Raw genomic sequence first — 23864 nt, 5'->3', positions numbered from 1 at the left:
TAATTTATTACCTACTTCAAGGAGGTGCCATGTTACAACTTGGCAGCAAAACAATGACCATTGAGGGAGTCACGGTCTTTGCCGACCATGCCGACCCTCAACAATACTGGTTCTTACCTAATCCGGTCGATCTAGCGCGACGAGGAACCGACGAAGAACCACAATTCACCCTGATTACATATCGACCTGCCGTAGCCAACAGCGGCATCTCCGGGGGCGGCTTCCTGACCCTGGAAGTTGAACTGAAGCTTAAAAAAGAACTGGAACAAAAAATTCTAAGCAAACTGGCTTCTGTTACTCGTGGTCGTCCGCGTCTTGCCGCCGTTCCCTTTGACGAAGGCACCGTGCAGGTGATGGCACTGGACTTGCAGGGAGGCGGTGGCACTAATGCTGAGCCTGCTCCTCCCGGTGCATTTCGTGCTGTCGAAAAGATTCTCGGTACGACTAAACCAGCCCTTGACGACACGAACAATGCTGTCTTTGGACTCACTCTAAGTCAGGAAGGGGCGATCATTCTGCGCCAGGCGTTTCAGGAGGGGGGGAAGCCTGTCGGGGTGATTTACGACCTGAAATACACTGCCCTACGCCCAGCGCTTGAAGTCGAGATTACAGCAAACTATAAGCGCATCTATGATCACCTGAGTTTTGGTGTAGATTTCAGTGCGGGTGGACCTATCGCTGGTGTTCCAGTGTATCTGCAAGCAGGCGTCGATATGGCGTTCGAGAAACTCAAACAGGAAGGGATCATCCAGATTAAGGTAATTAACTTCTCTGACGCACAGGATCAGACCAACAAAGAGCAATGGGCACTGGATTTCTTTAAGGAAACGCTGCTGAATGAGTGGTTTAAACCCACTCTCGCCCCTATTACCTTTGACAATAACAACAGTGGAGGAATTCCCGGATTACCAGGAATTCCAGGGACGGGCAATGGGCAGGGTGGTACTCCTTCTCCGGGAAATGGAACTGCGGGTGGAAATACAGGCGGCAGAAATCCACAGGGAAATGGTACAGAGGGAAATGCAGGGGGCAGAAACTCAGGAAGTAGTTCTACGTCAGGAAGTGGCTCTGCGCCAGGAGGTACTTCAGGGGGCAGTGAAAGGACCGCAACGACGGGGGTGAGACGGACTGCGATCGCCCTTCGTGATCGAGCTGAAACAGCATCAGCAACCGATGAGGTACAGCCCTATCAACTGTCCATTACTAGCGTTACACCCAACCGATCAGGCTACACCGTCACCCATACTCCCGTTGCCGACAGCACCCAGGTAACGTTGACCTTTGCAGGTGGCAGTCAACCTCCCGTCGTGAAAATTGGGGATGCTGTGCAAACATTAAATGCCGCACGTCAGAGGACGTTGGACGTGCCTCCCGGTGCCAATTTGGCGATCGAGGCAGATTACCCTCCGGTACAGCATGAGGAAGCCTTCTACCTGTTTTTTGATTACGATAAACCACTTCAACCAGGCTGGTCTGTCAATCCTCCCAGCACTACTTACCGACGCTATCTGAATAATGCGACAACGCCTCTAGACAGCCGTTTTCAAGCCAGCACAGGTAACATTCTTTCGATTGGCGGCGGCGCTAAGGGTGCTGCCGCTTTGCGGAACTGGATTCAGAATTCGCTAGCGACTCCTAGACAAGTTCGCATTGATGCCTATGCTAGTTATGAAGGCAACAATACTCCACAGATGCGACAGCGCAACCAGGATTTAAGCGATCGCCGCAGACAGGTTGCAGAAGGTATCATTCTCGACACTCCTAATCCTCCTGCTATCCTGTCCAATGCTGCTCACGGACATACCGAAGCCTTTACCGCAGGGCGAAACGGCGATCCTACCGATCGGGTGGCGATTGTTCGAGGAATGGTGCAGGGAGATGAGGCGATCGCCCTGCAAGCTACACTATCTCGTCCTACTAATCAGCCAGGAGAGCCGCCTGGTGAAGAGTTGCCTGGTGAAGAGTTGCCTGGTGAAGAGTTGCCTGGTGGAGAGTTGCCTGGTGGAGAGTTGCCTGGTGGAGAGCCGCCTAGTGGAGAGCCGCCTAACGATGAGCAACCCAACGAGGAACAGCCAGATGGACAGCCTCCACTGGGCATACGGCTTGCCTTCAGTCTCAAGAAGATTGAACAGATTGAGGACAAGGTGATCACGTTACGGTATAACCGCACCGATGCAGTACAGCGAACCTACGCCCCCCAAGGATTGATTGGTTTGCTAGCTCGTGATCTGGTAGGTACTGGACACTTTATTGATGTTGATTTGGATCATCCCTTTTTCCGTCAGATCGACGTAACTGTAGATGCACCTGTTGATCTGGAGCGACTGGGTTTAACGGCGATCGATGTAGCCCTGGATTATGGCAGTGCAGAAGATCCAGCTACCCTGAGACACAAAGACTTTACCTTTGACCGCAATAGCCCCAGAGAACAAAGCTATTCCTTCTTTATGAATCGGGCACTCGATCTGGGCTATCACTATCAGGTGCAGTATCACTTCGATCCGCTGTCGGGGTGGGATGGAAATGCGTTCAGCTACGAATTTGCATCGCGTCCTACCCAAGATCGCACCTTGTTGATTAATCCTTTTAATGACTTTGGTTTCCTGGAAATCAAAGTTCTTCCAGGAGATATCGACGCAGGCATGGTGGACTCAATCGATGTGCATTTCAACTACGAAGATCCCGGGAACTGGTCACGTAACAAGGTAATTACCGTTAAACCAGATTCAGAGGAACAGTTTTGGCGGCTGCGGCTCAACCGTCCAGAACAGCGCACCTACTCTTATCGGTTAGTTCACCATTTAAAAGATGGCTCAGTGCGAGAGGGGATTCCTACCACGACTCAGGCAACTACCCTTGTGGTTAACGATCCGTTTGAGGATTCGCTCAATCTTGAGTTTCTCCCCAACTATGATGCATCTGCTATTCGGATGCTGATTATTGATGTGAAGTACGAAGATCCGCAAAACCATTACACCCGAGAAGAGCGATTGCGCTTTGAGGGGCAAAGCCTTGAGCCCCAGCAGCTACGGATTGCTCGAATTAATCCTCAACGGAAGACCTACACTTTCCAACTTACTGTTCTGGGAACAGATCATTCTGTTCGTCGGGAGCAACCTGTCACCACAGATGCAGCCGTCGTCTTTGTTGGTGAGCACTTACAGCCAGTTTAAAGTGGGTAAGTCATAGCGTAGGGGCGGTTCGCGAACCGCCCTACAGAGGGGGTTGGTGTATAGTCCAACTTCAGAAAACCGATATTATTCAATCCATTCTCTTTAAGAAACTCATCATGACTGCGACACTTGCATCCATTCACCAATCAGATGTCCAATCTAGTTTGGATATTTTCGCGCAACCCATGCCTACCGCTGCCCAACGTGCAAGTTCAGCGCTGCAAGTACTGCTTCAGGAAATGTATCGCGAACCCGATGAGGCGATCACTTGGCAGGGCAGTTCTCTCACAGGCGATGGTTTCCCCCTTGAGTTTGCTTTTACTCCCGCAGATACCGACCTCCGCTATACAACCGAGGTTGGGACACCGCTCATTCCACCACCACAGCGACTTTCCTTAACCTTTCAACAACTCGCTCAACTGGGTCATCCCGTTTCCCCAGCAATGCAGAATACATTTCGTCAAATGCAGCAGGGTGCAGATCTGCAATATGGAGCCTGGGTGGGAGGACGCCATAGCAACACCAATGACAGCTACAAGCTCTATGTAGAAGTTCCTCAAGAGAATTCGTCTTCTTTAGAGCAAGCTCTTCACACCCTGCAAATTCCCCGTCCGCAACTGAGCGATCGCCCCGTTCCCCTGCGGATGCTTGGCTATCACGTCACAGCACACCGACTTGAATCCTATTTTCGTGTTACCAATGCCACTCCCTATCATCTGAAAAACCTAATGATTTACTGTGGGCTAGGAGAGCGAGCTCAGGAACTCCTGGAACTTCTGGAAGAAAGTTATGGATATGCTTTACGCAACAAACTACCGGGAGGCTCTATTGGCATTAGCTATTCCTTCTCTGCTGAAGGGGTGCTGCCGGTGTTCAGTTTATTTCTGTTTGCACGGGTTCTCTGGGGAGGAGACGCAACAATTCGTCACAAGTTTAGCCAATTGACAAGCCGACAGAATTGGGATAGCAGCCTTTATCAACAAATCACTCAGTCTTTGGGCGATTGCAATCTCTGCACAACTCATCACGGCATGGTGGGATTTATTGTTCCTCCAGATGGAGCGATCGTTCCTAGCCTGGGAGTACGTCCAATAAGCTGATACAGCTTTTTTAAGTGGGTAAGCCATAGCGTAGTGGGACAAATATGCCGTAAGCCAACTGGCAGTGCCTCCTCTATTACAAGATTGGGCATCTAATCTGACTCGTGCTGCATTAGTTACCCCCTTCACATTGTCCCGGCTTGGGGAAGTAAAGCAGCTCTGGCAAACTCATCATCGAGAGGTCGTTGGAGTAGCAGTTTTGTCTCCTTTATCTTATATATTGGTTCTCACTGCGTTAACCTTTAGCCCAGTGAGCTATGTTGCTCCTACCCGTGAAATCAGTATTGTCATTGGAGCATTAATGGGAACACAGTTGTTAGCTGAAGGCAACGCCAGAGGTCGGCTCACAGCAGCGAGTCTGATGGTTTTAGGAGTCATCGCTTTGGCGATCGGATAATACCCATTCCAAAAATTAGGGCTACAGATGGAGGGGTACCCCGCGTAGTGGGGTGCCCCTCCATCTGTAGCCTCTTTAGAGAAACGTTATAACAAACACCGATCGCTTAGGCGATCGCCACAAAATCAGCGCTTGTAAGTGAGCCAGCTACACCATTAACCCGGGATAGAACTTCATTCTCAAAGCTGATGAGTGCGGTCTTGCCGCTTTGCCCCAGAGACAATTGAGCAAAAGTTAACCCATCTGCTAGTCCGATTTTGTCCTCACCCAGCTTAAAGTCCCGAACCACATCTGTACCTTCACCCGGGGCAATGACGAATGTGTCTATCCCCTTGCCACCATAAAGGAGATCGCGACCTCTTCCACCCCGAAGTAAGTCGTCCCCATTATCTCCCCAAATTGCGTCATTGCCCTCGTCACCGTAAAGGGAGTCGTTGCCGCCCTTACCGCCGAGGCGATCGCTCCCAGCACCTCCATAGAGGATGTCATTTCCCCCTACAGGGCTGCCACTGGAGGGTCTATTAGCATCACCCCGCAGTACATCATTGCCTGCCTCACCGTAGAGCATATCGTTGCCCCCGCCACCCGCAACTACATCATTGCCTTTGTAGCTATAGATAATGTCGTCTGCATCATCGGAACCAACCAACTGCTCACCAGCAGTACTACCAGAAATCGTGCCGGGAAATACCAAACCTAGTTCTGGGAGGGGAGCCAAGTTGCCGCTGTAAATCCAGCGATCGAAGAATGATACTAACTCTTGTCCACTGACTTCTTCTGCAACGGCAATTAAGTCCGCAGTTTTAACATTGCCGCCCTTAAAGCGATCATAATACGTCTGCACTATGTCGAAGAAGCTATCATCACCAACCTCTAGCCTTAGCGCATGTAACCCCAACGCTCCCCAACTGTACACTCCATTGTTAAATAGATCATCAGCAGGAGGTTCACCAGGCGACACCAACTGATTAAGACGAGTGGCAACCTCGTTATACTGTCCTTCAACCCACTCATCCAGGGCTTCATCTCCTCTGCTGTATTCAATCCATAGCCCTTCCGAGTAGGTCGCAAACCCTTCGTTCAACCAAATATCACTCCAGTCTGCTAGAGCTACCTCATTACCAAACCACTGGTGCGATAGCTCATGGGCAATGGTTTCTTCTAAGGTAGGTGAGTCTAGTAAATCTGAGCCAAAGATAGATAAAGTTTGAGTTTCCAGTGCTCCACCCGTTTCAGCATCTACGACGACAGAGCCATACACCTCAAATGGATAGGGTCCAAAGATCTCGCTAAAGTAATCTAGCATCTCTGGCTGAAGGTCAAACGGCGCAAGCTTTTCCTCTGGAAGTCCTTCCGCAAAATAATTGCGAATGGGTACACCGGATAAGCTTTCTGAAGTCTCAATGTTAAAACCACTGCCAATGTTTACCGTTGTCAAGTAACTCACCATTGGATCGCGAGCTTCAAACACATAAGTGGTCGAATCGCCGTTATCAACCGTTTGTTCCAACACTCCGTTAGCAGCCACCTCATAGGACTCTGGAACCGTCACACGGAAAGTGTACGAGGCTCTATCCAGGGGGTGGTCATTGACTGGGTAATAGTTGGCAGCTCCATCTGGCTCACTCAGAACGAAGTTTCCGCTATCAACGATGACCCATCCGGTTGGTACAGGGAAAGTAAAGGCAACCGAATCAATTTGGGTTGGGGCACCGTTGTAATCTACCGCCACCGTAAACGCTTCACCTTCAGCCAGAGGATCTGCTGGTGTAATGGTTAACTCTTGCCCATCGCGACTAAACTCTGCGGGCTTTCCGTTGACAATAATCTCGTCAATGGTGAATCCGATAAAATCTAGATTAAAACTGCTCAGATCTTGGGTTGCGATCGCCTCGATTGTGGTAGTTGCATCGAGCGTACTGGTGTCAACATCAGTAACATTGAGATCAAGGGTGTAATGTTGAGTATCATAGCCACTGTTGCCAAAACCCGGATAAAGTGAATCACCTACACCTGCACCGCCCACGGTGGAATCTGAAGTTTTAGCAGCGCTGGAAGTTGTTTGAGGCAGAGAGTCGCTCAAACCAAAAAAGTTACAGATCGTACACATGCGTTAAAAGAATTGTTGCGAACTAATAGGACTTGAGGAAATTTGAAGAGGGCTTGGGTTTGCGATCGCTACAAGCGTAGCTCAAGCAAAGTAGTGACGTGTTAACCAGTTGCTGACGCACTTTTGTTAATGGATGTAAGCAACCCTAGATCAGTTGTGGGAGGCGTATCCCTGAAGGGTATGCTTCTCGCAACTTGCTTGTCTTACAGCTGATTTAGGACTGCTAGGTTGCACAGAGTTAGAGATCTTTGAACAAGTGTTCAAGTAAAATGAAAATATATCTTATACCCAATCACAGCAAGATTAACGCAAGGTCTATAAACGCTGACATTTGGTGGTTAGTCAGTACTAACCAGTACTGAAATAATATGAACTCGATCATCGATCGCTAGACGTTGTAGATAAATTTGCGTTATCCTGATCAAAACTCCTCAAGTCCAAACAGCAATGAAGTAGTATTCCAAAGCCGAGCACCTAACAGAGTCGTTTACTAAACGGTTGAAATCAGCCGGGCTCTCGATATGGCAAAACAGACATGAGCTAAAATCACTCTCTGCTCTGGCTTCTTAAGCTTTTACACAACGAATATCGCTACGCTATCAGCACTCTTGCAGTTTTATTTTGTAAGGAGGTAGTGGATGTCAAACGATCGACAGCCCTACTTAATTGCTGAGAACTTGAGCTATGAACTGAATTCCACACATCTTTTTCAAGGGATTCATCTCAGTCTCTCAGCAGGTGACCGAGTTGCCTTAGTCGGCTCCAACGGAGTCGGCAAATCAACATTGCTCAAACTTTTGTCAGGTGAGTTTCCACTTAGACAGGGATCAGTAGTTCGCAATGGTTCAACCTATTATCTGCCCCAGATCAGCACCATTCGAGAGTCCATTCAATCAGAGTCCATTTTTAATTTTCTTAACGCCATCTCTAACGAGTGGTGGGAGATTGAACAGATTCTCGAAACGATATTTAGCACTACTCTAGATCTGTCGCTGTTAATTCAAAACCTGAGCGGTGGAGAGTTGACCAAATTGCTTCTAGCGGTTGGGTTAGCGCGATCGCCCAATCTCTTGTTTCTGGATGAACCGACTAATCATCTTGATTACCTGTCACTCGAAGAACTGAGGCAGTTCCTTTGCCAGTTTCAGGGTGCATTTGTGATTGTCTCGCACAAACCTTTCTTTCTAGATCAAGTGACCAACACAACCTGGGAACTCACACCTGAAGGATTGCAAGTTTATGGCGGCAATTATTCCCTATACCGGGAACAAAAGCAGCTAGAACACTCAGCACGAATGCGATCGCATGAAACTGCCCGAAAAGAACTCAAACGTGCGAAAACGTCTGCCTTGCGCGAACAGGAACGAGCCGCTCAATCGAGCCGCAACGGTCGCAGGCGACAGCTGAATGGCGATATGCCACGCATTGCAGCAGGAGGTTTAAAGCGGCAAGCCGAAGCAACGGCAGCAACGTTGAAAGTGAAACACGATCAGGCGATCGCGACTGCAGTTCAGAAAGTTGCAGCGACCAAAGTGAGAACACATAAAACAACCAGCATTCAACTAGAGGGAAAAAGTCAAAAACACAGAAATTTAATCGAGATCAATCAGGCAAATCTTTGGGTCGATCATCGTCTGTTGCTCAAAGACATTCAGCTTCAGGTTGAGAGTGGCGATCGCCTTTCGATTGCAGGCGTTAATGGTTCCGGTAAATCCTGTTTTGTGAAAGCAATTGTGGGGATTGAAGCAGCCCTAGCTCAACTTCAGGGTAATATTCGACTCGCGCAGATGCAGATTATGTATCTTGATCAGAGCTATGAGTTTGTCGATCGCACTCAAACGGTTCTGGAAAATATGCAGCGGGCAAATCCGGCTCTCAACTATCAGCTATTGCGGCAGCAGTTGGGACATTTTCTGTTCTTCAATGACGATGTATACAAATCTGCATCGGTGTTAAGTGGTGGAGAATTGGCGAGATTAGCGATCGCCATGATTACCATCTCAGAACTTGATTTGCTGATTCTCGATGAGCCGACCAACAATCTTGATATTACAACCGTTGATCAGATCGTTGAAGCATTGAACGAGTATCAGGGCGCACTTTGGGTGATTTCACATGATCTAGATTTCTTAAGTCGGATTAACATCACTCGCTCGTTTCGCCTACAGCACCAAACGTTGCAGCAAACAATGTATCTTCCCAGTGAGCGATCGCACTATTACAACGAGCTTCTGGAGTGTGAAGACTTCAATGGAGATGAATAGCAGTGCTAGGTTTAGAGGATTAGAGCACGCTACTCATTGACTCATTGACCTGACTGACAAAACGTGAAGAGGAGGAAGGTTCAGTTTACCTAAAAGCCTAAGGATGTTCCTAGCTGGCGACTGCGCCCGTAGGCAATGGTCATCGCCATCAGCACAATACCTAATGGGGTAAAAATCCAGCCGGAGTGAGTTTGCTCTAAACCAAACCCTAGTCCAGCCCAGGCAAATGTAGAAACGAATTCCAGGAACCCTAAAAGTGGGTCGCCTTGAACGTTTTGTCGTCGCTTAAACAAATCAGACAGAGAAATGGGACGGGAATTCCACAGGCGCAAGACTGCCGCACTGGTGGTGGCGCAAAGGAACACCACCAGCGGTGCCAGCCACGCTTCGCCTTTCACAATTAGTGTGATAAACAAGGGAGACAGCAACAGCCATACCGGAATTAGGGCAGCCAGCAATTTCAGACGGCGCAGGGTGGCACTGTTCACTGGAGAGGCTTTGAGCAGATCGGCAGCTTCTTCACCAGAGATACAGATTTGGGTGAGGGACTGAGCCAGGGTGCTACCCACAAAAGTACTAACGGTGGCCACAAAGGTGGAAAGGGAGGCGATCGCCTCCCCCATATCTCCTCTCGACACAATCACCAACGCTGGAATCAAAAACAGGATTTGCAAAAATATGTTGGAAATTAGATAAGGATTGCGCCAAACAATGCGCCATTCTTTGAACAAAACCACGCGGTTAAACCCACTGGTAAAGCGCGTGGACTGATCAGGACGAAGCTGCCGCTGCTTGCGGGTCATCGATTGCTGCGTTCCTGCAACAAAGGAACGGTGCAGCGTTTCTACGGTGAGCCACGCTAGCAAGCCACTGGTCAAAAGCGTCAAAAGTGTGGCGATCGGGTCCAAAAAAATCGTTTTAGCAGGAAACCAGATCAGGCTGTCTGCACCGAGCAGGCTACCTGTACGAAACCAGCCCTGCACCTGCAGCCAAAATGCTCCGCTTGCTCCGCTGATCCCGTTGATCGAGTCTTGACTTACCAGGTTCGGCAGTTGAGCACCCAAAAATACGATAGCGCTAAAGAAAACGGTGAGAACCTGAGCAAAGACGCGTGCTCGTTTTGCGCCAAACAGCCGCACCAACAACAGTGACAACAGCATCGATAGGCTGGTAGCGTAAAGGCTGATTCCAATTAGAGCTGGATAAAGACCGAGTAGTCGCGGCACACCCACAAGAACTGCAACCAGACTAACCGGCACAACTAGCAAGCAAAAGCCCAGGAAAGTTTCAACCGCCACTCCCAGCAAACGACTCGCAAAAACAACTTTGCTGGAAATGGGCGAAGCAATTAGCAGATCCAGATCACCCCGATCAAACAAGGCCACAATACTCTGACCCATTGCTTGAATGAAGGCGTAGAAAAATCCGACCAGCCAAATCATTACAGCAGCCCACACAGCAGGTTCAGGAATCGTGTCAAAAGAAACCTGCTGCCGCACCGGGGACAGAGCAAACCAAGACAGGGTAAATAGCACCGCTATCAATAGCCCAAACGCAACTGCTAGGGCAATCAACAAGGTTTTACTTCTCATCTCACGCCACCACAGGCGCAACTCATGCCGCAGCAACCAGGGTAAAGTACCAGCTTTCATCCTCTTTGCCCCTCTGGTTGCGGGTCGTTAATGTCTTGGCTCTGAGTTAAATCTAAAAAGACGGTTTCTAGAGTGCCACCTGTTTCACCGCTTTGTATCCTCAGTTCGTCCAGAGTGCCTTCTGCAATCAGCCGTCCGTGATTGATGATGCCAATCCGCTGAGCCATGCGTTCGGCAATTTCCATGATGTGGGTCGTGAGAATAACCGTGTTGCCCTGCCGTACATAGTCTGTCAGTATATCTTTGACCAGGCGAGCAGCAGCAGCATCCAACCCGGACAGCGGTTCATCTAGAATGATGAGTTGTGGCTGGTGAATGAATGCGCCCGCCAGACTGAGTTTTTGTCTCATCCCGCGAGAGAAAGTTTCACTCAGGTCGCCTCTCACGTCCCACAGGTTGAGCTGTTTTAGCAAGTCTTGGGCACGAGTTTCTGCCTGTACTGCAGGAATTCCCCACAGACCTGCCACAAATTCTAGATACTCCATTGGACGCAGTTTGCCGTAGAGCAGCGGTTCATCTGGCAAGTACGCTAAAACCCGCTTTGCAACGCTAGGGTTTTTGGTGATGCTGTGTCCTTGAATCAGGACATCGCCGCTGTCTGGTTGAAGCAGTCCGGCAACCATCCTCAAGGTGGTGGTTTTGCCTGCGCCGTTTGGTCCTAGCAGGGCATAGAGAGAGCCTTGAGGAATCTGCAAGCTGAGGCGATTGACGGCTTCATGAGTGCCATAGCGCTTGCTGAGTGTGACTAGTTTGAGGGCAATTTTCATGCGAGGAACCGGTTGAAGCGGTAGACGAGCTACGAGGTAATGGTGACATATTTGGGTAGGAGCAGGGCGATCGCCAAAGTAAACGTTACGAGACACACGGCGCATCGGAGCTATACACAAGAACGGTTCAACGAATCGAGAAATTGCTGAACAGCTCTACATTACGGAAAGAACGGTAAAAACTCATGTAACTCACTTTTCGATCGCTTGAATCTACGACATCGTGCCCAAGTGATTCACGCTAATTTAGTCTATCGAGTAAATTGAGACCAGCCAATTGCCCCAAGAACGATTAGGTTTGCTGACCAAAACAGCAGCATGAGCCACAGCAAGCCAAGCAGTCCGCGATCGCGATTACTCCTCTTTTCAGCATCCGCTCTCATCAGCTGTTGCCCCTGCCATAGTTGCCAAACGCGAAACGCGGTGTAGAGCGGTCCAATAATAAGTAATAGACCAGAAGGAAAAACGCCACTAAGAATTTGCTCAGTGATAATTTGAATAATAAGAACCAATAAATAAAACCCAAGGATTGATCTGGCTCTAGGGCGACGCAGGTGAGCCAAAAATGAAATTCCAGGCAGGATCAATCCAATTACGACCGCAGCCTGAAGCCAAATCCTTGTGAGGTGCTGCTCTGTCTCACTGTAATTGAGTTCAGTTGGAATGGGCAATACACTCGCCTCAAGCAGCCAACCGCCCAATAGAATCAGGAGTGTGGCGCTGACGATAAATGAAAGTGTTGTTTTCCAATCCATGATGATTGTTTCTAACTGCAAGATTTTGCCATTAGCAGTGGCTCATTCTCGTATACCTTCTATGGGACCTGTCTACAACTGGAGAAGCTCCAGCTTCCACTGGAAGCTGGAGCTTGTTATCAGCCGTCACTCAGCCAGAGCTTGGCAACGAGAAACCACCAGTTCAAAGTTCAAATGATGTTATCCCTCTTTCATCACTCTGAGAAGAGAATAAATTCTTGTTCTGTTGACATACGGTTCTACTGAATTCATTTGGTTCGGCTACAACGAATTTATGTCGTTTCAGCTATTCTCCAGCGAGAGTGATGAAAGAGGGTTATAACGTTTCTCCAAAAAGAGGCTACAGATGGAAAGCGCGGGGTGCCCTTCCATCTGTAGCCCTAATTTTTGAAATTGGTATTAGATGATGGTGAAAACTGTCTCTACCAGAGTACTTGCATTGACCTGTCGGAGGATTGCTAGAGTTTCTTCGCCTAGCAGAATTCGAGTGTTTTGACCTGATTGAATCACGGATAGCTGCCCGAAGGTTAAGCCTTCTGTCAGTTCGATTCGGTCTTCGCTGACCTGGAAGTCGCGGATCGTGTCGGTTCCTTCGCCTGCTGCCAGGACAAAGGTGTCGCGACCCCTGCCGCCTACTAATCTGTCGTTGCCCAAGCCGCCGCGCAGCAGGTCATCGCCGTTGTCGCCAAAGAGATGATCATTGCCTGCTTCGCCGTAGAGTTTGTCGTTGCCACTTTTACCGCCGATCCGGTCATTGCCTGTGCCGCCATAAAGAATGTCGTCGCCGCCTGTGTTGCCGCCCGTGCTGGACTGGTTGCGATCGCCCCTCAACACATCATTGCCTGCACCACCATAAACGATATCGTTGCCTAGCCCACCTGCGATCGTGTCGTTCCCGCCAAAGCCGTTGAGGACTTCATCATCGGCAGTGCCGACCAGCGTCTCTGCATCTGGGGTGCCAACGATGAGGGTTCTAGCAGAGGGATTGCGCGGATCATAGCTGCTGGTGTCGATGTCTAAAGGATTTGGGAAGCTACTGGCGACATTCTTCCAGGGGACAAACTTAAAGTTGCCGCTGGCGTTGACCAGTTCTCCATCGTCTTCAACAATCAGGGCAGGTTCATTTTGCTGATCGTGGACGACGAGGAGCCCAGAGAGGAAGTTGGGGCCAAGCGGTACGTTAATGACGTCTAGCCCGTCGCTGCCGTCTACGCTGTCGATACCATTTGCCTCACCTACAATGAAGCTACCCAGGTAGGCGTTGTCCCCTTCGCGGCTGTAAACGGCAAAGGTGCTGTCGCCCTGACTGGAGGCAATCAAATAGCCCGTACTGTTTGCACCGTAGTAGAGAGCTAATCCTTCTACGTCAGCTTCGAGAGCTTTGCCCTCTGGCTTTACCGCGTCGATCAGTACGCCTTCGTCGCCACCTTCTGGCTCTGCGGAGAATTTGTAGATGCCAACATCTTCCTGACCGATGTAGAGGTAGCCCAGTTCAGCATCGACGACTGCGCCTTCGGTCAGCGCTTCTCGCTCTCCGTCTGCGGGAACGGGAACGGTCAGAACTCGGACGATTTGGGCATCAATTTGTCCTTCACCGTTGTCGATCAGCTCCAGTTGAGCAATCTGGTTGCCATCAGCCTGGGTGACGAAGGCGTAGGCTTTGCCCGTAATGGGACTGATATAGTTTGCTACCCCATAAGCGGTTTTCTCGCCGTCATCTACGCCAAAGATGGTTTCCAGAATGTCTGGAGCAGTGATGTTGGTTAACTGGCGGGTTTCTGGATTGATGCGATAGATGGCGATGGTGTCATTAAGGCGATCGCTAGCAACCACCAGATCCACCGTTTCACCACCCAGATTGAAGCCATACAGCGTATCAACGTTGTTGTAGCGCAGGTCTTCGGGAGAGTCAGGAGCGATCGTTTGCAGTAGTTCCCCGTTCAGGTCGTGTACCTGCAAGCCGCCATTTTTTAACGCTGTAACCACCAGACTGAGCGAAGAGTCGGTTGGATGCACGTAAATCGCCGGATCGTCTGCACTGGAGAGAGCTGGTCCGCTGGGTGGTTCCTCGATGTCAAAGGTAGGAGGCGTTTCAACCGTTGGCGCAACGACGGGAATCGTGTCCAAATCCAGGCTTAAGGCGATGAACTGTGTCACCTGAGTGTCGCTGAAGTTGTTGTCACTGACCACGATCAGCGATTGGCGACCATCTGCCAGCTTTGGTCCTAGCGCCAAGCCTTCCAGGTTGTCTGGCGTGATGCCGAAATCAGCAAAGTCGAGCAGTTCTCGCTTAGAAACGGTTGGGTCAACCTCTAAAGCAACGCCGTCTTCAAATAGCAAGCTATCTCTACTGCTAACATCCAGCGCGCCCTGGGTACTGATTTCGTAGAGCTTGACGGTGTTGCCTACGCCTGTGGAGAAGGAGCGCTCTAGGGCTAGCAAGGTGCCGCTGTTGTCGATCGCCAGCAGTTCCACCAGCCCATTTGTGCGGAAGGCATCCGCTGGAACTGGGGTTTCAGCTACGGCATCGACTTCATAGATAAACTCCTGCACGGGCTGGCCGGTAAGCAAGTCGTATTTGATGATGCGGGAAACGCTTTCCTGCTCCAGGTCTGCGGCTGGGCCGTCCTGATTGAGCGCATTTTCAGTGGCGGTGTAGAGGTAGCGACCGTCGGGGGTAATAGTGGCGCTCTCAAAGGCGAGGTTGTTGCGAATGCCGCTGCTGTTGGCAGCGGTGGGAAGGTATTTGTCGGCGATCGCCAATTCCCCAATTTGCTCCCCATCTAGCGAAAACTGATTCACAAATGGGCTAATCAGTCGAGTTGCGTCACCCTCAGAGGAGACATACAGGGTGCCATCTGGGGAAAGGGCAATTCCCTCTGGGTCAAGGCTAAGTTCAGCAAACGGTTCACCCGACTCATCCAGCAGAGTGGTTACGTTTTCAAAACTAATATCGCCGTCTCGCAGTTCTCCAGCGCTCAGGTCAATCGACAGCGTGTAGAATCGAGCTGGGTTAAATTGGCTGCGATCGTCCGCAATGCTGTAGTAAATGTCGTTAGCTGCGTCATACGCAATTCCTGACAGTCCGCCAACCTGAGTTCCCTCAAAGGTGAGGGAGGTTGGAAACGTCACTTCTCCCAAGAAATCTACCCCTGCCACCGTTTGTCGATTCTGGTCTGCCGCAGGTTCCGTTGCCAGGTCAACCCACACCAGCCGATGGTCAGAACTAGGAAACGGAAAATTGCCCACCAACCCAAATTGAGGATCATCGCTAGTGGGCCAAAATACCTGAGCGTCGGTAATCTCCAAATTCTGGGAAGGCAACACATAGTCAGCCCGCAGATTGCCCGGAGTCGTATCAGCAAAATCTGCCGTGTCAAAGGCCGGATTGTTGATGTGAGCCGTGTTTGCACCGCCCTGACGCTCTGATGCATCCACTGCACCCTCGCTGCTGGGTGTGACGCTAGTGTTGATCAGCGGGTTGTTAAGCAACTGGAGAACGGCATCTTCAACGCTGTCGCCATCAAAGGGGTCAGCATTCTGGTCGCCCGCAATCACAAACTTCGAGCCATCCGCCAAGCCGCCAGTATTGCCCGCATCGTCGTAGATGTAATCGCCTTCGCCTGGAGTTATATAGTCTGACCAAAAGCGAATCTCGTCGTGGTTGCGGCGACCGTTGCGGTCTTCCGGTCCGTCAAACACGGGTGGTGTAGGATGGCTGGTGAGAAAGTGAATCGTTTCGCCATTCACCTCAATCGGAATATCCCAGTGACTCTTGGACGAGAGCCGGAATGCCGCTAACTCTTCCGCTGAATACCAGTCGTTTGCCTCCGGCGTGTTGGGGGCATCGGGCAGCAGCACCCCCGGCATGTCTTTCCACAGGAAATTTTGGAAGGTGCGGGCATTCTCAGTGTCAATCGGGTACTTGGAATAAACCACCATGCCATACTGACCGGGAAAAAAGCCAAACCCAAAGGCATCATCTGGCCCGCTCACCCTGCCGTCATTGTTCAGATCAGAGCCAGAGGGAATGCCCGTGTTGGAAGGCGCGATGTAGTAATAGGGATATTCAACCGGGTCAACTCCGTTTTGGCTGACACCCAGATAGTTTTGCTGAAACAGCTCAGCAGCAGTGCCGCTTTCATCAAAGTCAAACTCGTTAATCAGCAGCACATCCGGATTGGTTCGCTGGATGATTTCTGCGACGGTCTTAGCCTGAGCATTGTCGGGGGTGGACAAATCGGTAACTAGTTCGCCTGCGTTGTTGCGGTTCAGCGAGGCGTTGAACTGGGCAAAACGAACGGTATCGGGATTTACCATGAAAGCTTCCTTGACGAGGTAAAGTTTTATTCCTGGAAATGGAAAAAGCTAGCGGTATATAGGTTTAGAGGGCTTAAACCGGGTTACCGCTCAGGAAGATATCACCCGCATCTAAAGGCTGGACTATGGGAAGCTTATGGTTTGGGTAATAAGTCCAAAAGAAATTTTCGATTTTTGTTTGACAAATCCGCCTTCTTTCGGCACACTAGATATTGCCCCTAACAGGGGACTGTAGTTCAATTGGTTAGAGCACCGCCCTGTCACGGCGGAAGTTGCGGGTTCGAGCCCCGTCAGTCCCGTAGAGTTGTACAGTGACACATTATTTGTCATCGGTGACAGATTACTGTCATCGGTGACGAGTTAGTGTCGTTGTGACAAATTAGTGTCGCTGAAGCACTGGTGACAAATTATTTGTCGCGTTCCTGTCCATCCTCCCTGGTGACAGGGCGGTGCTCTCTTTCAACCCACTTCCGCTTGTAAGAAATTCTTTTTGGCAATTGATGAGGTTTCATAACCCCCCAGACTGTACCTTCGGGATAAGTGTTGCAACCTGTCCTCAGTTTGCCTATTGAGTAGGAACTGTCCTCCAACCTACCTTAATTGAGACAGATAATTGCAATGAGGGTGCTAGACTCAATCTGCTCTGCATGAGCTTTCAACGTGCCCCCATAGGGACAGGCAATTGTGACCCCCACCGCTGTCTGACATCTTGCTAGTGCTGGTGTACATACTTTCAACCTGCCTCCATAGGGACAGGCAATTGTGACTCAGTGCGAGTTGCAGCGCTGATATGTGTGTAGGAGATAATTCTTTCAACCTGCCCCCATAGAGACAGGCAATTGCGACATCTAGACTTCTTGGCGCTGCATGGCACGGATTTACTTTCAACCTGCCCCATAGAGACAGGCAATTGCGACCATAACAAAGATCGCCAAAAGATAGTGAGTATTCTCTTTCAACCTGCCCCTATAGAGACAGGCAATTGCGACGTTTCTTCTGTTTCATCTGCTGCATTGCCAGGATCTTTCAACCTGCCCCCATAGAGACAGGCAATTGCGACGTTCTCTCAAATCCATCCTTCCCTACATGTGTTTCCTTTCAACCTGCCCCCATAGAGACAGGCAATTGCGACAACCGCTACACGGGTTTTGCTGCATTACGCTATCTTTCAACCTGCCCCCATAGAGACAGGCAATTGCGACCTTTGTCTGGGTGGTAGCCGAACTTCGTTTGATAGCTTTCAACCTGCCCCCATAGAGACAGGCAATTGCGACGGTAAGAAACTTTAATTCGTCCTTTCTTCCATCTGTCTTTCAACCTGCCCCCATAGAGACAGGCAATTGCGACCTTACGTAGCAGGATCTAGATCTGGAAAATTTTTACTTTCAACCTGCCCCCATAGAGACAGGCAATTGCGACGTTACTCATTTCACTCAATCACTTGTTTGCTCGCCTTTCAACCTGCCCCCATAGAGACAGGCAATTGCGACATCAGAGGCAGTCTATCGCTTACCCATCACACATTACTTTCAACCTGCCCCCATAGAGACAGGCAATTGCGACGACCGGTGGCAGTGGTTCAGCCGGTGGCGCAGCTGCTTTCAACCTGCCCCCATAGAGACAGGCAATTGCGACTGCACATTTCTTAAACCTTGACTAGCTATGCATTTCAAGGTTCGTGTGCGCGGATCGCTTTAGTCTCTCCCTTTTCAGGTCATCAAACTTCAAGATTCAAATACCCTTAGAGGCCGAAACCTTTAGAGTATCTTGATTTGAAGCTTTGCGCGGATCGCTTCGAGAAACTAGTCTCTTATCGATCGCCAGAACTCAGAATAGAAGCGGGTTCCCCCTTGGTCGGGGGTGGTTTGGCAGCCACTACAGCAGTACATCCGCGCCCTTTTTGCCGGGAGCGCACCTACGCCATAATTGAAGCAGACTAATTCCTCAACCATGACTTAATCTCGACTGAGAAACCGAAATTTCCCATCCGACGGCATCAGGGTGAGCAGCTACCAGGGTCAGAAAGCAAGACTGTCTACCGACAGTCAAACTAACCCTAATTTTGCACGATGCGTATACTGCAAGCAGCATACGTCGCGGCGCTGTTTGAGCTATTTGATTTTCAAGGTACAAAACTTTGCCTACAGCCTCAATTGCTTCGGGCTTGATAAGCAGCGATCGCCACATCTCTAGCTTTTTCTTCTAGCTTCCCTGCAAGAGGTTGTTTGGCTTCTTCAATGGCAATACCGAGCTTAATGGCTTGGCTACGAATACTATCAATCAGCCGCCCATAGCTCCAACGATGAACGCTAGCACGGTACTGCTTGGCGTATTTCTGCTGGCCTTCGACATAGCCAGGACACTTCTGCTCTGCTTTGGCTTTAATTTCTGCTTCCACAATTTCACGGATAGTTCCTAATTTGGGGATTGCGATACTGCCGGACTTATAAGATTTTGCGATCGCCACAATTGATTTTGCCAAGAGGCGATCAACATGCTGACCTAATTCAGACTCACCAAACTGATTGGGGGCTGACTGCTTCTGAGCTTTGTGGCGCTGATGAGCCGTCTTTTGTTGCTCTGAACGTCGTCGTGTAAGTAACCTGTAGTCCTTACCTAAAAGTTGTCGGATACCATAGTTAGCAAGAACTTGATTGGTAGCAGCATCCCAAACGGCGATTGTAGCGGGTTTCTCTAAACCAATGCTAAGCCCAACAATCACTTGAGGCTGTCCACAGTAAAGAGGCTTACTAGGTCGATCAAAGGGTGTGTTAATTCGAGCAAGAGTAGAACTTAGGCGCTTTACATAGGCTTGCTGCGTTTTTAAGAGGTCGCCCTTGTTCTCCATTTGGGTGATTTTTTGGGCAACTTCAGCCGCTTTTTCTTGTCGGACTTGTTCAGTTCCCTCAGCAGACCAAAGGCGAGTGTCTACTGTGCAATAGAGAGTAAGGCGATGAAGATCCCAAGGATTTCCTTTTCCCTCGCCCTGCTGCCATGCTAGACGGGCAGAGCGAAGCGTAAATAGACCACTGGAGTGCTGATTTTTGCCAGCTTTTTTAGTTTTCTGGTCTGTCAAAAATCGCTTAAACCAGTGTAATTGGCGCTGATCACAATAAACTTTGAAGGTGTAATCGCTCAAACCGTTGAACCGAACGCAAAGCCGACCTTGAACGTTCTTCTGCCAAACTAAATCCTCATTCGTTTCAAAAACGAGCGGAAATGGCAGAGAGGTTGGATCAGTAAGCAATCTGTCCTGCCAGCGCTTAGCCTCGGTATTATCTTGTGGAACGGTTTGGGTAGCTATTTCAAGCGTGTTTAGCCAACTCTGCCCAGTTAGATCCCGTCCATGAGGAATTCTGCTCTCGATCTGGTCTTGAAGTCGCTTGGCTTGGATTTCAACCTTGCGACGACGTTGGGTAAATTTTTGCGGGTTCTCGTCCTGGTCAGGAATTTTGCTGCCATTTTTCAGCAAGTAGGCGATCGCACACTGCTCCAATAAGCATTTTGAATCTCGATATCGGTCGAAAAGTTGGCTTGCCAAACTCGGGTCCGACGAATCTGCCTTTCTGCTCTTTTTACCCTTCTTACTTTGTTTCTGAATTGATTTATCTGAGGAAGTTGAGGGTTGAAACTGAGCGAGGATAGCAGAGGCGCGATCGCGAATTTCTGCAATGTCAACTTCACTTTCCTGAGCCAATTCCTCATCACTCTTGAGCATCTCCAGCCAGCGCAGCTTCCCATCAAGTCGCTGCTGAAGCTGTTTCTGGATTGCTAACCAAGACTTAAAAATATAGTCTGCGGTATGTTCTGCTGAAACATAAAGTCGAGCAGGCTGACCGCTAAAACGTGAATCTGTTTTGAGCGACTTGCAAAGTTGGGTAACTACGCTGGAAGAAACTTTACCTTTGCGCCTCCAGGCTTCAAATTCTTCATGTTGACTAAGTTGCTCAATGAGTTCGTTAATCAGTGGCGTGTTACGCCCAGCCATTAGCGTCCAGAGAAATTGACGAGTTACTTCATCAGCTACGAGGCGACATTGAATTGTGATTTGGCTCATAAGCTAAACCCTATTGACTAGAACAAATGTACTATAAACACATTGTGTTTTCAAGAGGCTTATGTGTATTTAATCTCCTTCTGTACGATGGATTGTATGGAAGAGAAATTTTTTACGAGTACAGAAGCGGCTAAGATTACCCAATGCTCCCGACGACAACTCCAGTATTGGCGGGAACGGAAAGTCGTTGTACCAACTGTGAATACAACAGGTAAGGGACGCAATGTTTATTACTCTGTATCCGACCTATGGACTTTAACTCTGATGCAGTACCTGCTTTCCCTGGGTTTAAGCTTTGAGGTTTGCCAATCTACCTTGGACTTTTTGAGATTGGTTGAACCAGCTTTGTTTGAGAATCCGCTCAGCTACAAGGTTAAGAAGCGGTTTATGCTCTGGCAAAGTGAAGAAGATGAAAGACTACGTTGTGTAGAATTCAATGAAGAGAAGGCAATTACCGCTATCCAGAATGGACAGGCTATCATTCCACTTTGGATGGAAACATTGGGTGAACGGCTTGAGAAGAAGCTTCAGGTTGTTTAAAGGTTGTCAAACCCGCAGTTACTTCAGCTAGGTTGCTCGTCAACAAAGGGGATTTTAGCAAACACAATTGTGGAGTTTAACCAGTTCCTGAATTGATTGAATTTCAATTGTTAGTGGATGGTTCTTCTGAGAAGTCCGTGAGAGCCGAACTATTCTCAACTCTGTGGTTGATTTCCAGCAGAATTCAACAGCTAATCAAGCAGATTTTTGGTATATTGCCATTGCTGCAAATGGTGTTCGGCAGCGATGGCAAACATCCTCTTCCCACAATGCTGGAGTCCTAAACTTTGTTTCGCATTTTGGACACTTAGCAAGTAACTTCAGAGTATGGCGATCGCACTTCCAAATCGACTTATATTGCCACTCAATCTGATGACAGGGCGTTTCGCCATAGCAAGCACCGCAAAGTCGTATCGGACTCCACTGCATTCCTACTCCCTCGGGAGGCAACATTTCTGCCAATCGTTCGGCAGTGACTCCAACCACTCGTGCCAAGTCCTTTAATTCTTCTGAGCTAGGAGGTGGATTGAGGTGAAATCGTTCCCATCGAGCTACGACCGCTCCAATACTTGCTAATTGCCCTAATCCACTCGGAGTAAGGTGATTAGGTCGTCGAAATCTTCCCAAGAAGTGGCTCAGACTTTCGCCTGTGTAGGGTTCTACCAAAAAAAGCCAAGGCTGAATACCCGTTTCCACCGTTACTTATACTCCTTCGCTACTTCTTGAAGAACTCCTTTGTCTACCTTTTTGAAACCCTTGGAGAGCGATCGAATGGCTGCTTCTCGTAGAATTTCATCCATTCGCCCTATATATCCTTCCGTACCAGTTACCAGGATTCGTAGCATTTCCTTACTGGTTAGATTGGATGCAACGGGTAATTGCAAAACCTTTTGCTCCCAAATAGCAACTGTCTTCTTAAAATCCTCACCCGACAATTTGCCAAAACGATGACAGGCACGAAAGCGGTTGTAAACTTGCTCGTCTCGTTTGATGACTGCATCTAAGCGATCGGTGCCTACTAAAACGACAGCGATCGCTAACTTGTCATAAATATCTCGCACATCGGCAAAGGTTTCAGGTTTGAGGCGATCGGCTTCATCAATAATCAACATCTCCACTTCACAGGCTTGCAACACCTCGAACGCTCTTCCTCGAAAATCTGATACCGTTCCTTTAGTTGCTCGATGCTTCAGAAACTCAATAATCTCCTTGAACAGATCTTTGGAACTACACTTCTGTGGTGGCTGAATATGTGTAACTGCTACAACAGGCTTCTTTCCTAACTCCTGCTTGGGCTTGTTGCGGTAGAAGTAAGCTTCACAGGCAACGGATTTGCCTGTTCTAGATTCCCCTATCATTCGGCAGGATTGCCTTGATTTCCGTTTTCCATCCAGCCAGTTATGCAGTTGGCTTACATGCTCCAGAGGCATGATAGTTTTTTTCCGCAACCGCGTAATTTCTCCCTGTAACCAACCTGGATCAGGTGGGGTTTCGCCTAAAACTTCAGCCCATTCTTTTGCTTGAACCATACTTACCACTCACCTCGCAATTCATCAAAATCGATTGGTGCAAACAATTCAGTATCAAAGTGTGCCTCAACATCAGGTTGAGCCAATTCAGGCTCAATTAGCTCTGGTAGTGAAGATGCAGGTTGCTCAACAGGCTTGTCAGGTTGCGATCGCGCCATTTTCTGTTCTTCTTTTTGCCGTTGTTTCCGGTTTTTCTTGTTACTTGTCAGGGCATCTCGCTCTAATACTTCCTGATGAATGGCTTCGTTGCTCAAAGTCTTGCCAACTGCACGGAGCCTCCGACTACTCGCTTTTGCTTCCTCGAACGACAATTGTTCAGTTTCCAACCCTTGAGCATAGGCACGAGCTAAAAAAACATCCTGGTTATTCTCCTGTCGATACACCAGAAGTGTTGTGATGTCATTCGGGTCAAACCGAACTGCTACCGTTTCTCCGGCATAGCCAGCCAAGTACTCTCCGCGATACATCAGGTTCTCAAATTGCAAGTAACCACCGCGCTGAATTCTCCTCCGTGACGCTTTCATGAGGCAAATGTCGAGATGTCGCTCGTCAATCACAGTAGGTACTTCAGGTAATCCAGCTTCCCAACGCTGAAAGCGCGTCTGGTCACCCATCCGAGCATCAATGCCTTGGTTGTAGCGATCGCAAATAAACCGCACAATCAGCTGTTCTAGCTCTCGTAGCGTTAAACTAGCATCCTTCTCAGCATCCTCTGGGCGTTCCTGCACATTCGATCCGGTGTATCCAGGCAAGGTTGAGAATAGCTGGTCGTTTAAGGTTCTGAACGGACGCTCAACAATGCCACCTTCTGAAGGGCGATCGCGCAGATGGCAAACAAAGCCCAAATCAACAGCAATTTGCTGTACATGATTAGAACGAAAGTCTTTACCGCCATCTGTGTAGAAGTGCTGTGGTTTTCCGTAAGTTTCCCACTCACAGTTCAGCTTGTACTCTGCCCCATATTTCTTTGGCAGAATAGCGTGACGGAGTGCTAATGCCACAACTTGAGAACTTGGGGCATCAAATCCTAAGTTAATTCCCATAATGCAACGGGAATAGGTATCGATAACTGTGGTCAACCAGGGACGAAACTGTCAGATCTGGGTACTCAGATCACCGCTTTTTTCATCACCTCTTATCATCAGAAGCTTCCTCTTTCCCATTTGCGATTAGATGGCTTGAAATAAATCTTTCAATTCA

At 49.1% G+C, this 23864-nt stretch carries 13 protein-coding genes, 1 tRNA gene, 2 pseudogenes and 1 CRISPR repeat array; of the genes and pseudogenes, 7 read left to right on the top strand and 9 right to left on the bottom strand.

Annotated elements, in window-relative coordinates; all coding sequences use genetic code 11:
* Positions 1 to 29: 29 nt before the first annotated feature.
* The 3 genes from H6F88_RS33170 to H6F88_RS08440 all read left to right on the top strand — a co-directional run bounded on the left by H6F88_RS33170 (position 30) and on the right by H6F88_RS08440 (position 4670).
* On the top strand, positions 30 to 3173 hold the full coding sequence (locus H6F88_RS33170) for a hypothetical protein (protein ID WP_242050462.1): 3144 nt from the start codon (positions 30 to 32) through the stop codon (positions 3171 to 3173).
* Positions 3174 to 3289: 116 nt separating this feature from the next.
* Positions 3290 to 4273 (top strand): hypothetical protein, encoded by a 984-nt coding sequence (locus tag H6F88_RS08445; RefSeq protein WP_190642308.1) that lies wholly within the window; start codon positions 3290 to 3292, stop codon positions 4271 to 4273.
* A 64-nt stretch (positions 4274 to 4337) separates the two neighbouring features.
* The gene (locus tag H6F88_RS08440) at positions 4338 to 4670 is read left to right on the top strand and encodes a hypothetical protein (protein WP_190642307.1); all 333 of its coding nucleotides are present in this window, start codon (positions 4338 to 4340) and stop codon (positions 4668 to 4670) included.
* A 106-nt stretch (positions 4671 to 4776) separates the two neighbouring features.
* Here H6F88_RS08440 and H6F88_RS08435 read toward each other — a convergent pair whose 3' ends face one another.
* The gene (locus tag H6F88_RS08435) at positions 4777 to 6753 is read right to left on the bottom strand and encodes a M1 family aminopeptidase (RefSeq protein WP_206756430.1); all 1977 of its coding nucleotides are present in this window, start codon (positions 6751 to 6753) and stop codon (positions 4777 to 4779) included.
* A 665-nt stretch (positions 6754 to 7418) separates the two neighbouring features.
* Between H6F88_RS08435 and abc-f the strand changes: the two genes are divergently transcribed.
* On the top strand, positions 7419 to 9044 hold the full coding sequence (abc-f, locus tag H6F88_RS08430) for a ribosomal protection-like ABC-F family protein (RefSeq protein ID WP_190642305.1): 1626 nt from the start codon (positions 7419 to 7421) through the stop codon (positions 9042 to 9044).
* 89 nt (positions 9045 to 9133) lie between these two features.
* Here abc-f and H6F88_RS08425 read toward each other — a convergent pair whose 3' ends face one another.
* Complete coding sequence (locus tag H6F88_RS08425; RefSeq protein ID WP_190642304.1) at positions 9134 to 10696, bottom strand: hypothetical protein; 1563 nt, start codon at positions 10694 to 10696, stop codon at positions 9134 to 9136.
* Positions 10693 to 11463, bottom strand: a complete 771-nt coding sequence (locus H6F88_RS08420) for an ATP-binding cassette domain-containing protein (protein WP_190642475.1) — start codon at positions 11461 to 11463, stop codon at positions 10693 to 10695. Before H6F88_RS08420 ends, H6F88_RS08425 begins: the two co-directional genes overlap by 4 nt.
* Before the next feature lie 121 nt (positions 11464 to 11584).
* Here H6F88_RS08420 and H6F88_RS34350 point away from each other — a divergent pair.
* Positions 11585 to 11730: pseudogene (locus tag H6F88_RS34350) on the top strand (LuxR C-terminal-related transcriptional regulator); the annotation flags it as partial.
* Here the strand turns inward: H6F88_RS34350 and H6F88_RS08410 are convergent.
* Positions 11715 to 12218 (bottom strand): hypothetical protein, encoded by a 504-nt coding sequence (locus tag H6F88_RS08410; RefSeq protein WP_190642303.1) that lies wholly within the window; start codon positions 12216 to 12218, stop codon positions 11715 to 11717. The pseudogene H6F88_RS34350 and the gene H6F88_RS08410 sit on opposite strands and share 16 nt — an antisense overlap.
* Positions 12219 to 12617: 399 nt before the next feature.
* A complete protein-coding gene (locus H6F88_RS08405; RefSeq protein ID WP_190642302.1) occupies positions 12618 to 16538 on the bottom strand; it encodes a phytase in 3921 nt (1306 codons plus the stop codon).
* A 225-nt stretch (positions 16539 to 16763) separates the two neighbouring features.
* On the opposite strand from H6F88_RS08405, the gene H6F88_RS08400 reads away from it, so the two are divergent.
* Positions 16764 to 16837, top strand: a tRNA-Asp gene (locus H6F88_RS08400).
* Between the two features lie 353 nt (positions 16838 to 17190).
* Positions 17191 to 18173: direct repeats of the CRISPR family, unit length 37 nt; unit sequence CTTTCAACCTGCCCCCATAGAGACAGGCAATTGCGAC.
* 514 nt (positions 18174 to 18687) lie between these two features.
* Here H6F88_RS08400 and cas12k read toward each other — a convergent pair.
* Complete coding sequence (gene cas12k / locus H6F88_RS08395) at positions 18688 to 20595, bottom strand: type V CRISPR-associated protein Cas12k (protein ID WP_190642301.1); 1908 nt, start codon at positions 20593 to 20595, stop codon at positions 18688 to 18690.
* Positions 20596 to 20691: 96 nt separating this feature from the next.
* Here cas12k and H6F88_RS08390 point away from each other — a divergent pair, with 96 nt between their 5' ends.
* Positions 20692 to 21135, top strand: a complete 444-nt coding sequence (locus H6F88_RS08390; protein ID WP_190642300.1) for a MerR family transcriptional regulator — start codon at positions 20692 to 20694, stop codon at positions 21133 to 21135.
* A 195-nt stretch (positions 21136 to 21330) separates the two neighbouring features.
* On the opposite strand, the gene H6F88_RS08385 is transcribed toward H6F88_RS08390, so the two are convergent.
* The 3 genes and pseudogenes from H6F88_RS08385 to H6F88_RS08375 all read right to left on the bottom strand — a co-directional run.
* Positions 21331 to 21831, bottom strand: a complete 501-nt coding sequence (locus H6F88_RS08385) for a TniQ family protein (protein ID WP_190642299.1) — start codon at positions 21829 to 21831, stop codon at positions 21331 to 21333.
* A 2-nt stretch (positions 21832 to 21833) separates the two neighbouring features.
* Positions 21834 to 22664 carry a TniB family NTP-binding protein gene (locus H6F88_RS08380; protein ID WP_190642298.1) on the bottom strand — a complete coding sequence of 277 codons (831 nt, stop codon included), beginning with the start codon at positions 22662 to 22664 and terminating at the stop codon, positions 21834 to 21836.
* Between the two features lie 2 nt (positions 22665 to 22666).
* A pseudogene (locus H6F88_RS08375) lies at positions 22667 to 23752 on the bottom strand (transposase family protein); the annotation flags it as partial.
* Between the last annotated feature and the right edge of the window lie 112 nt (positions 23753 to 23864).

The sequence above is a fragment of the Oculatella sp. FACHB-28 genome, assembly GCF_014696015.1.
Classification (GTDB): Bacteria; Cyanobacteriota; Cyanobacteriia; order Elainellales; family Elainellaceae; genus JAAUTN01.
This window is presented reverse-complemented; position numbering and strand designations above follow the sequence as displayed.

Excerpts from the sequence above, each read along its gene's own strand:
- H6F88_RS33170 (WP_242050462.1), top strand. The coding sequence starts at position 30 with ATGTTACAACTTGGCAGCAAAACAATGACCATTGAGGGAGTCACGGTC.
- H6F88_RS08445 (WP_190642308.1), top strand. The coding sequence starts at position 3,290 with ATGACTGCGACACTTGCATCCATTCACCAATCAGATGTCCAATCTAGT.
- abc-f (WP_190642305.1), top strand. The coding sequence starts at position 7,419 with ATGTCAAACGATCGACAGCCCTACTTAATTGCTGAGAACTTGAGCTAT.
- H6F88_RS08425 (WP_190642304.1), bottom strand. The coding sequence starts at position 10,696 with ATGAAAGCTGGTACTTTACCCTGGTTGCTGCGGCATGAGTTGCGCCTG.
- H6F88_RS08420 (WP_190642475.1), bottom strand. The coding sequence starts at position 11,463 with ATGAAAATTGCCCTCAAACTAGTCACACTCAGCAAGCGCTATGGCACT.
- H6F88_RS08410 (WP_190642303.1), bottom strand. The coding sequence starts at position 12,218 with ATGGATTGGAAAACAACACTTTCATTTATCGTCAGCGCCACACTCCTG.
- H6F88_RS08405 (WP_190642302.1), bottom strand. The coding sequence starts at position 16,538 with ATGGTAAATCCCGATACCGTTCGTTTTGCCCAGTTCAACGCCTCGCTG.
- cas12k (WP_190642301.1), bottom strand. The coding sequence starts at position 20,595 with ATGAGCCAAATCACAATTCAATGTCGCCTCGTAGCTGATGAAGTAACT.
- H6F88_RS08390 (WP_190642300.1), top strand. The coding sequence starts at position 20,692 with ATGGAAGAGAAATTTTTTACGAGTACAGAAGCGGCTAAGATTACCCAA.
- H6F88_RS08380 (WP_190642298.1), bottom strand. The coding sequence starts at position 22,664 with ATGGTTCAAGCAAAAGAATGGGCTGAAGTTTTAGGCGAAACCCCACCT.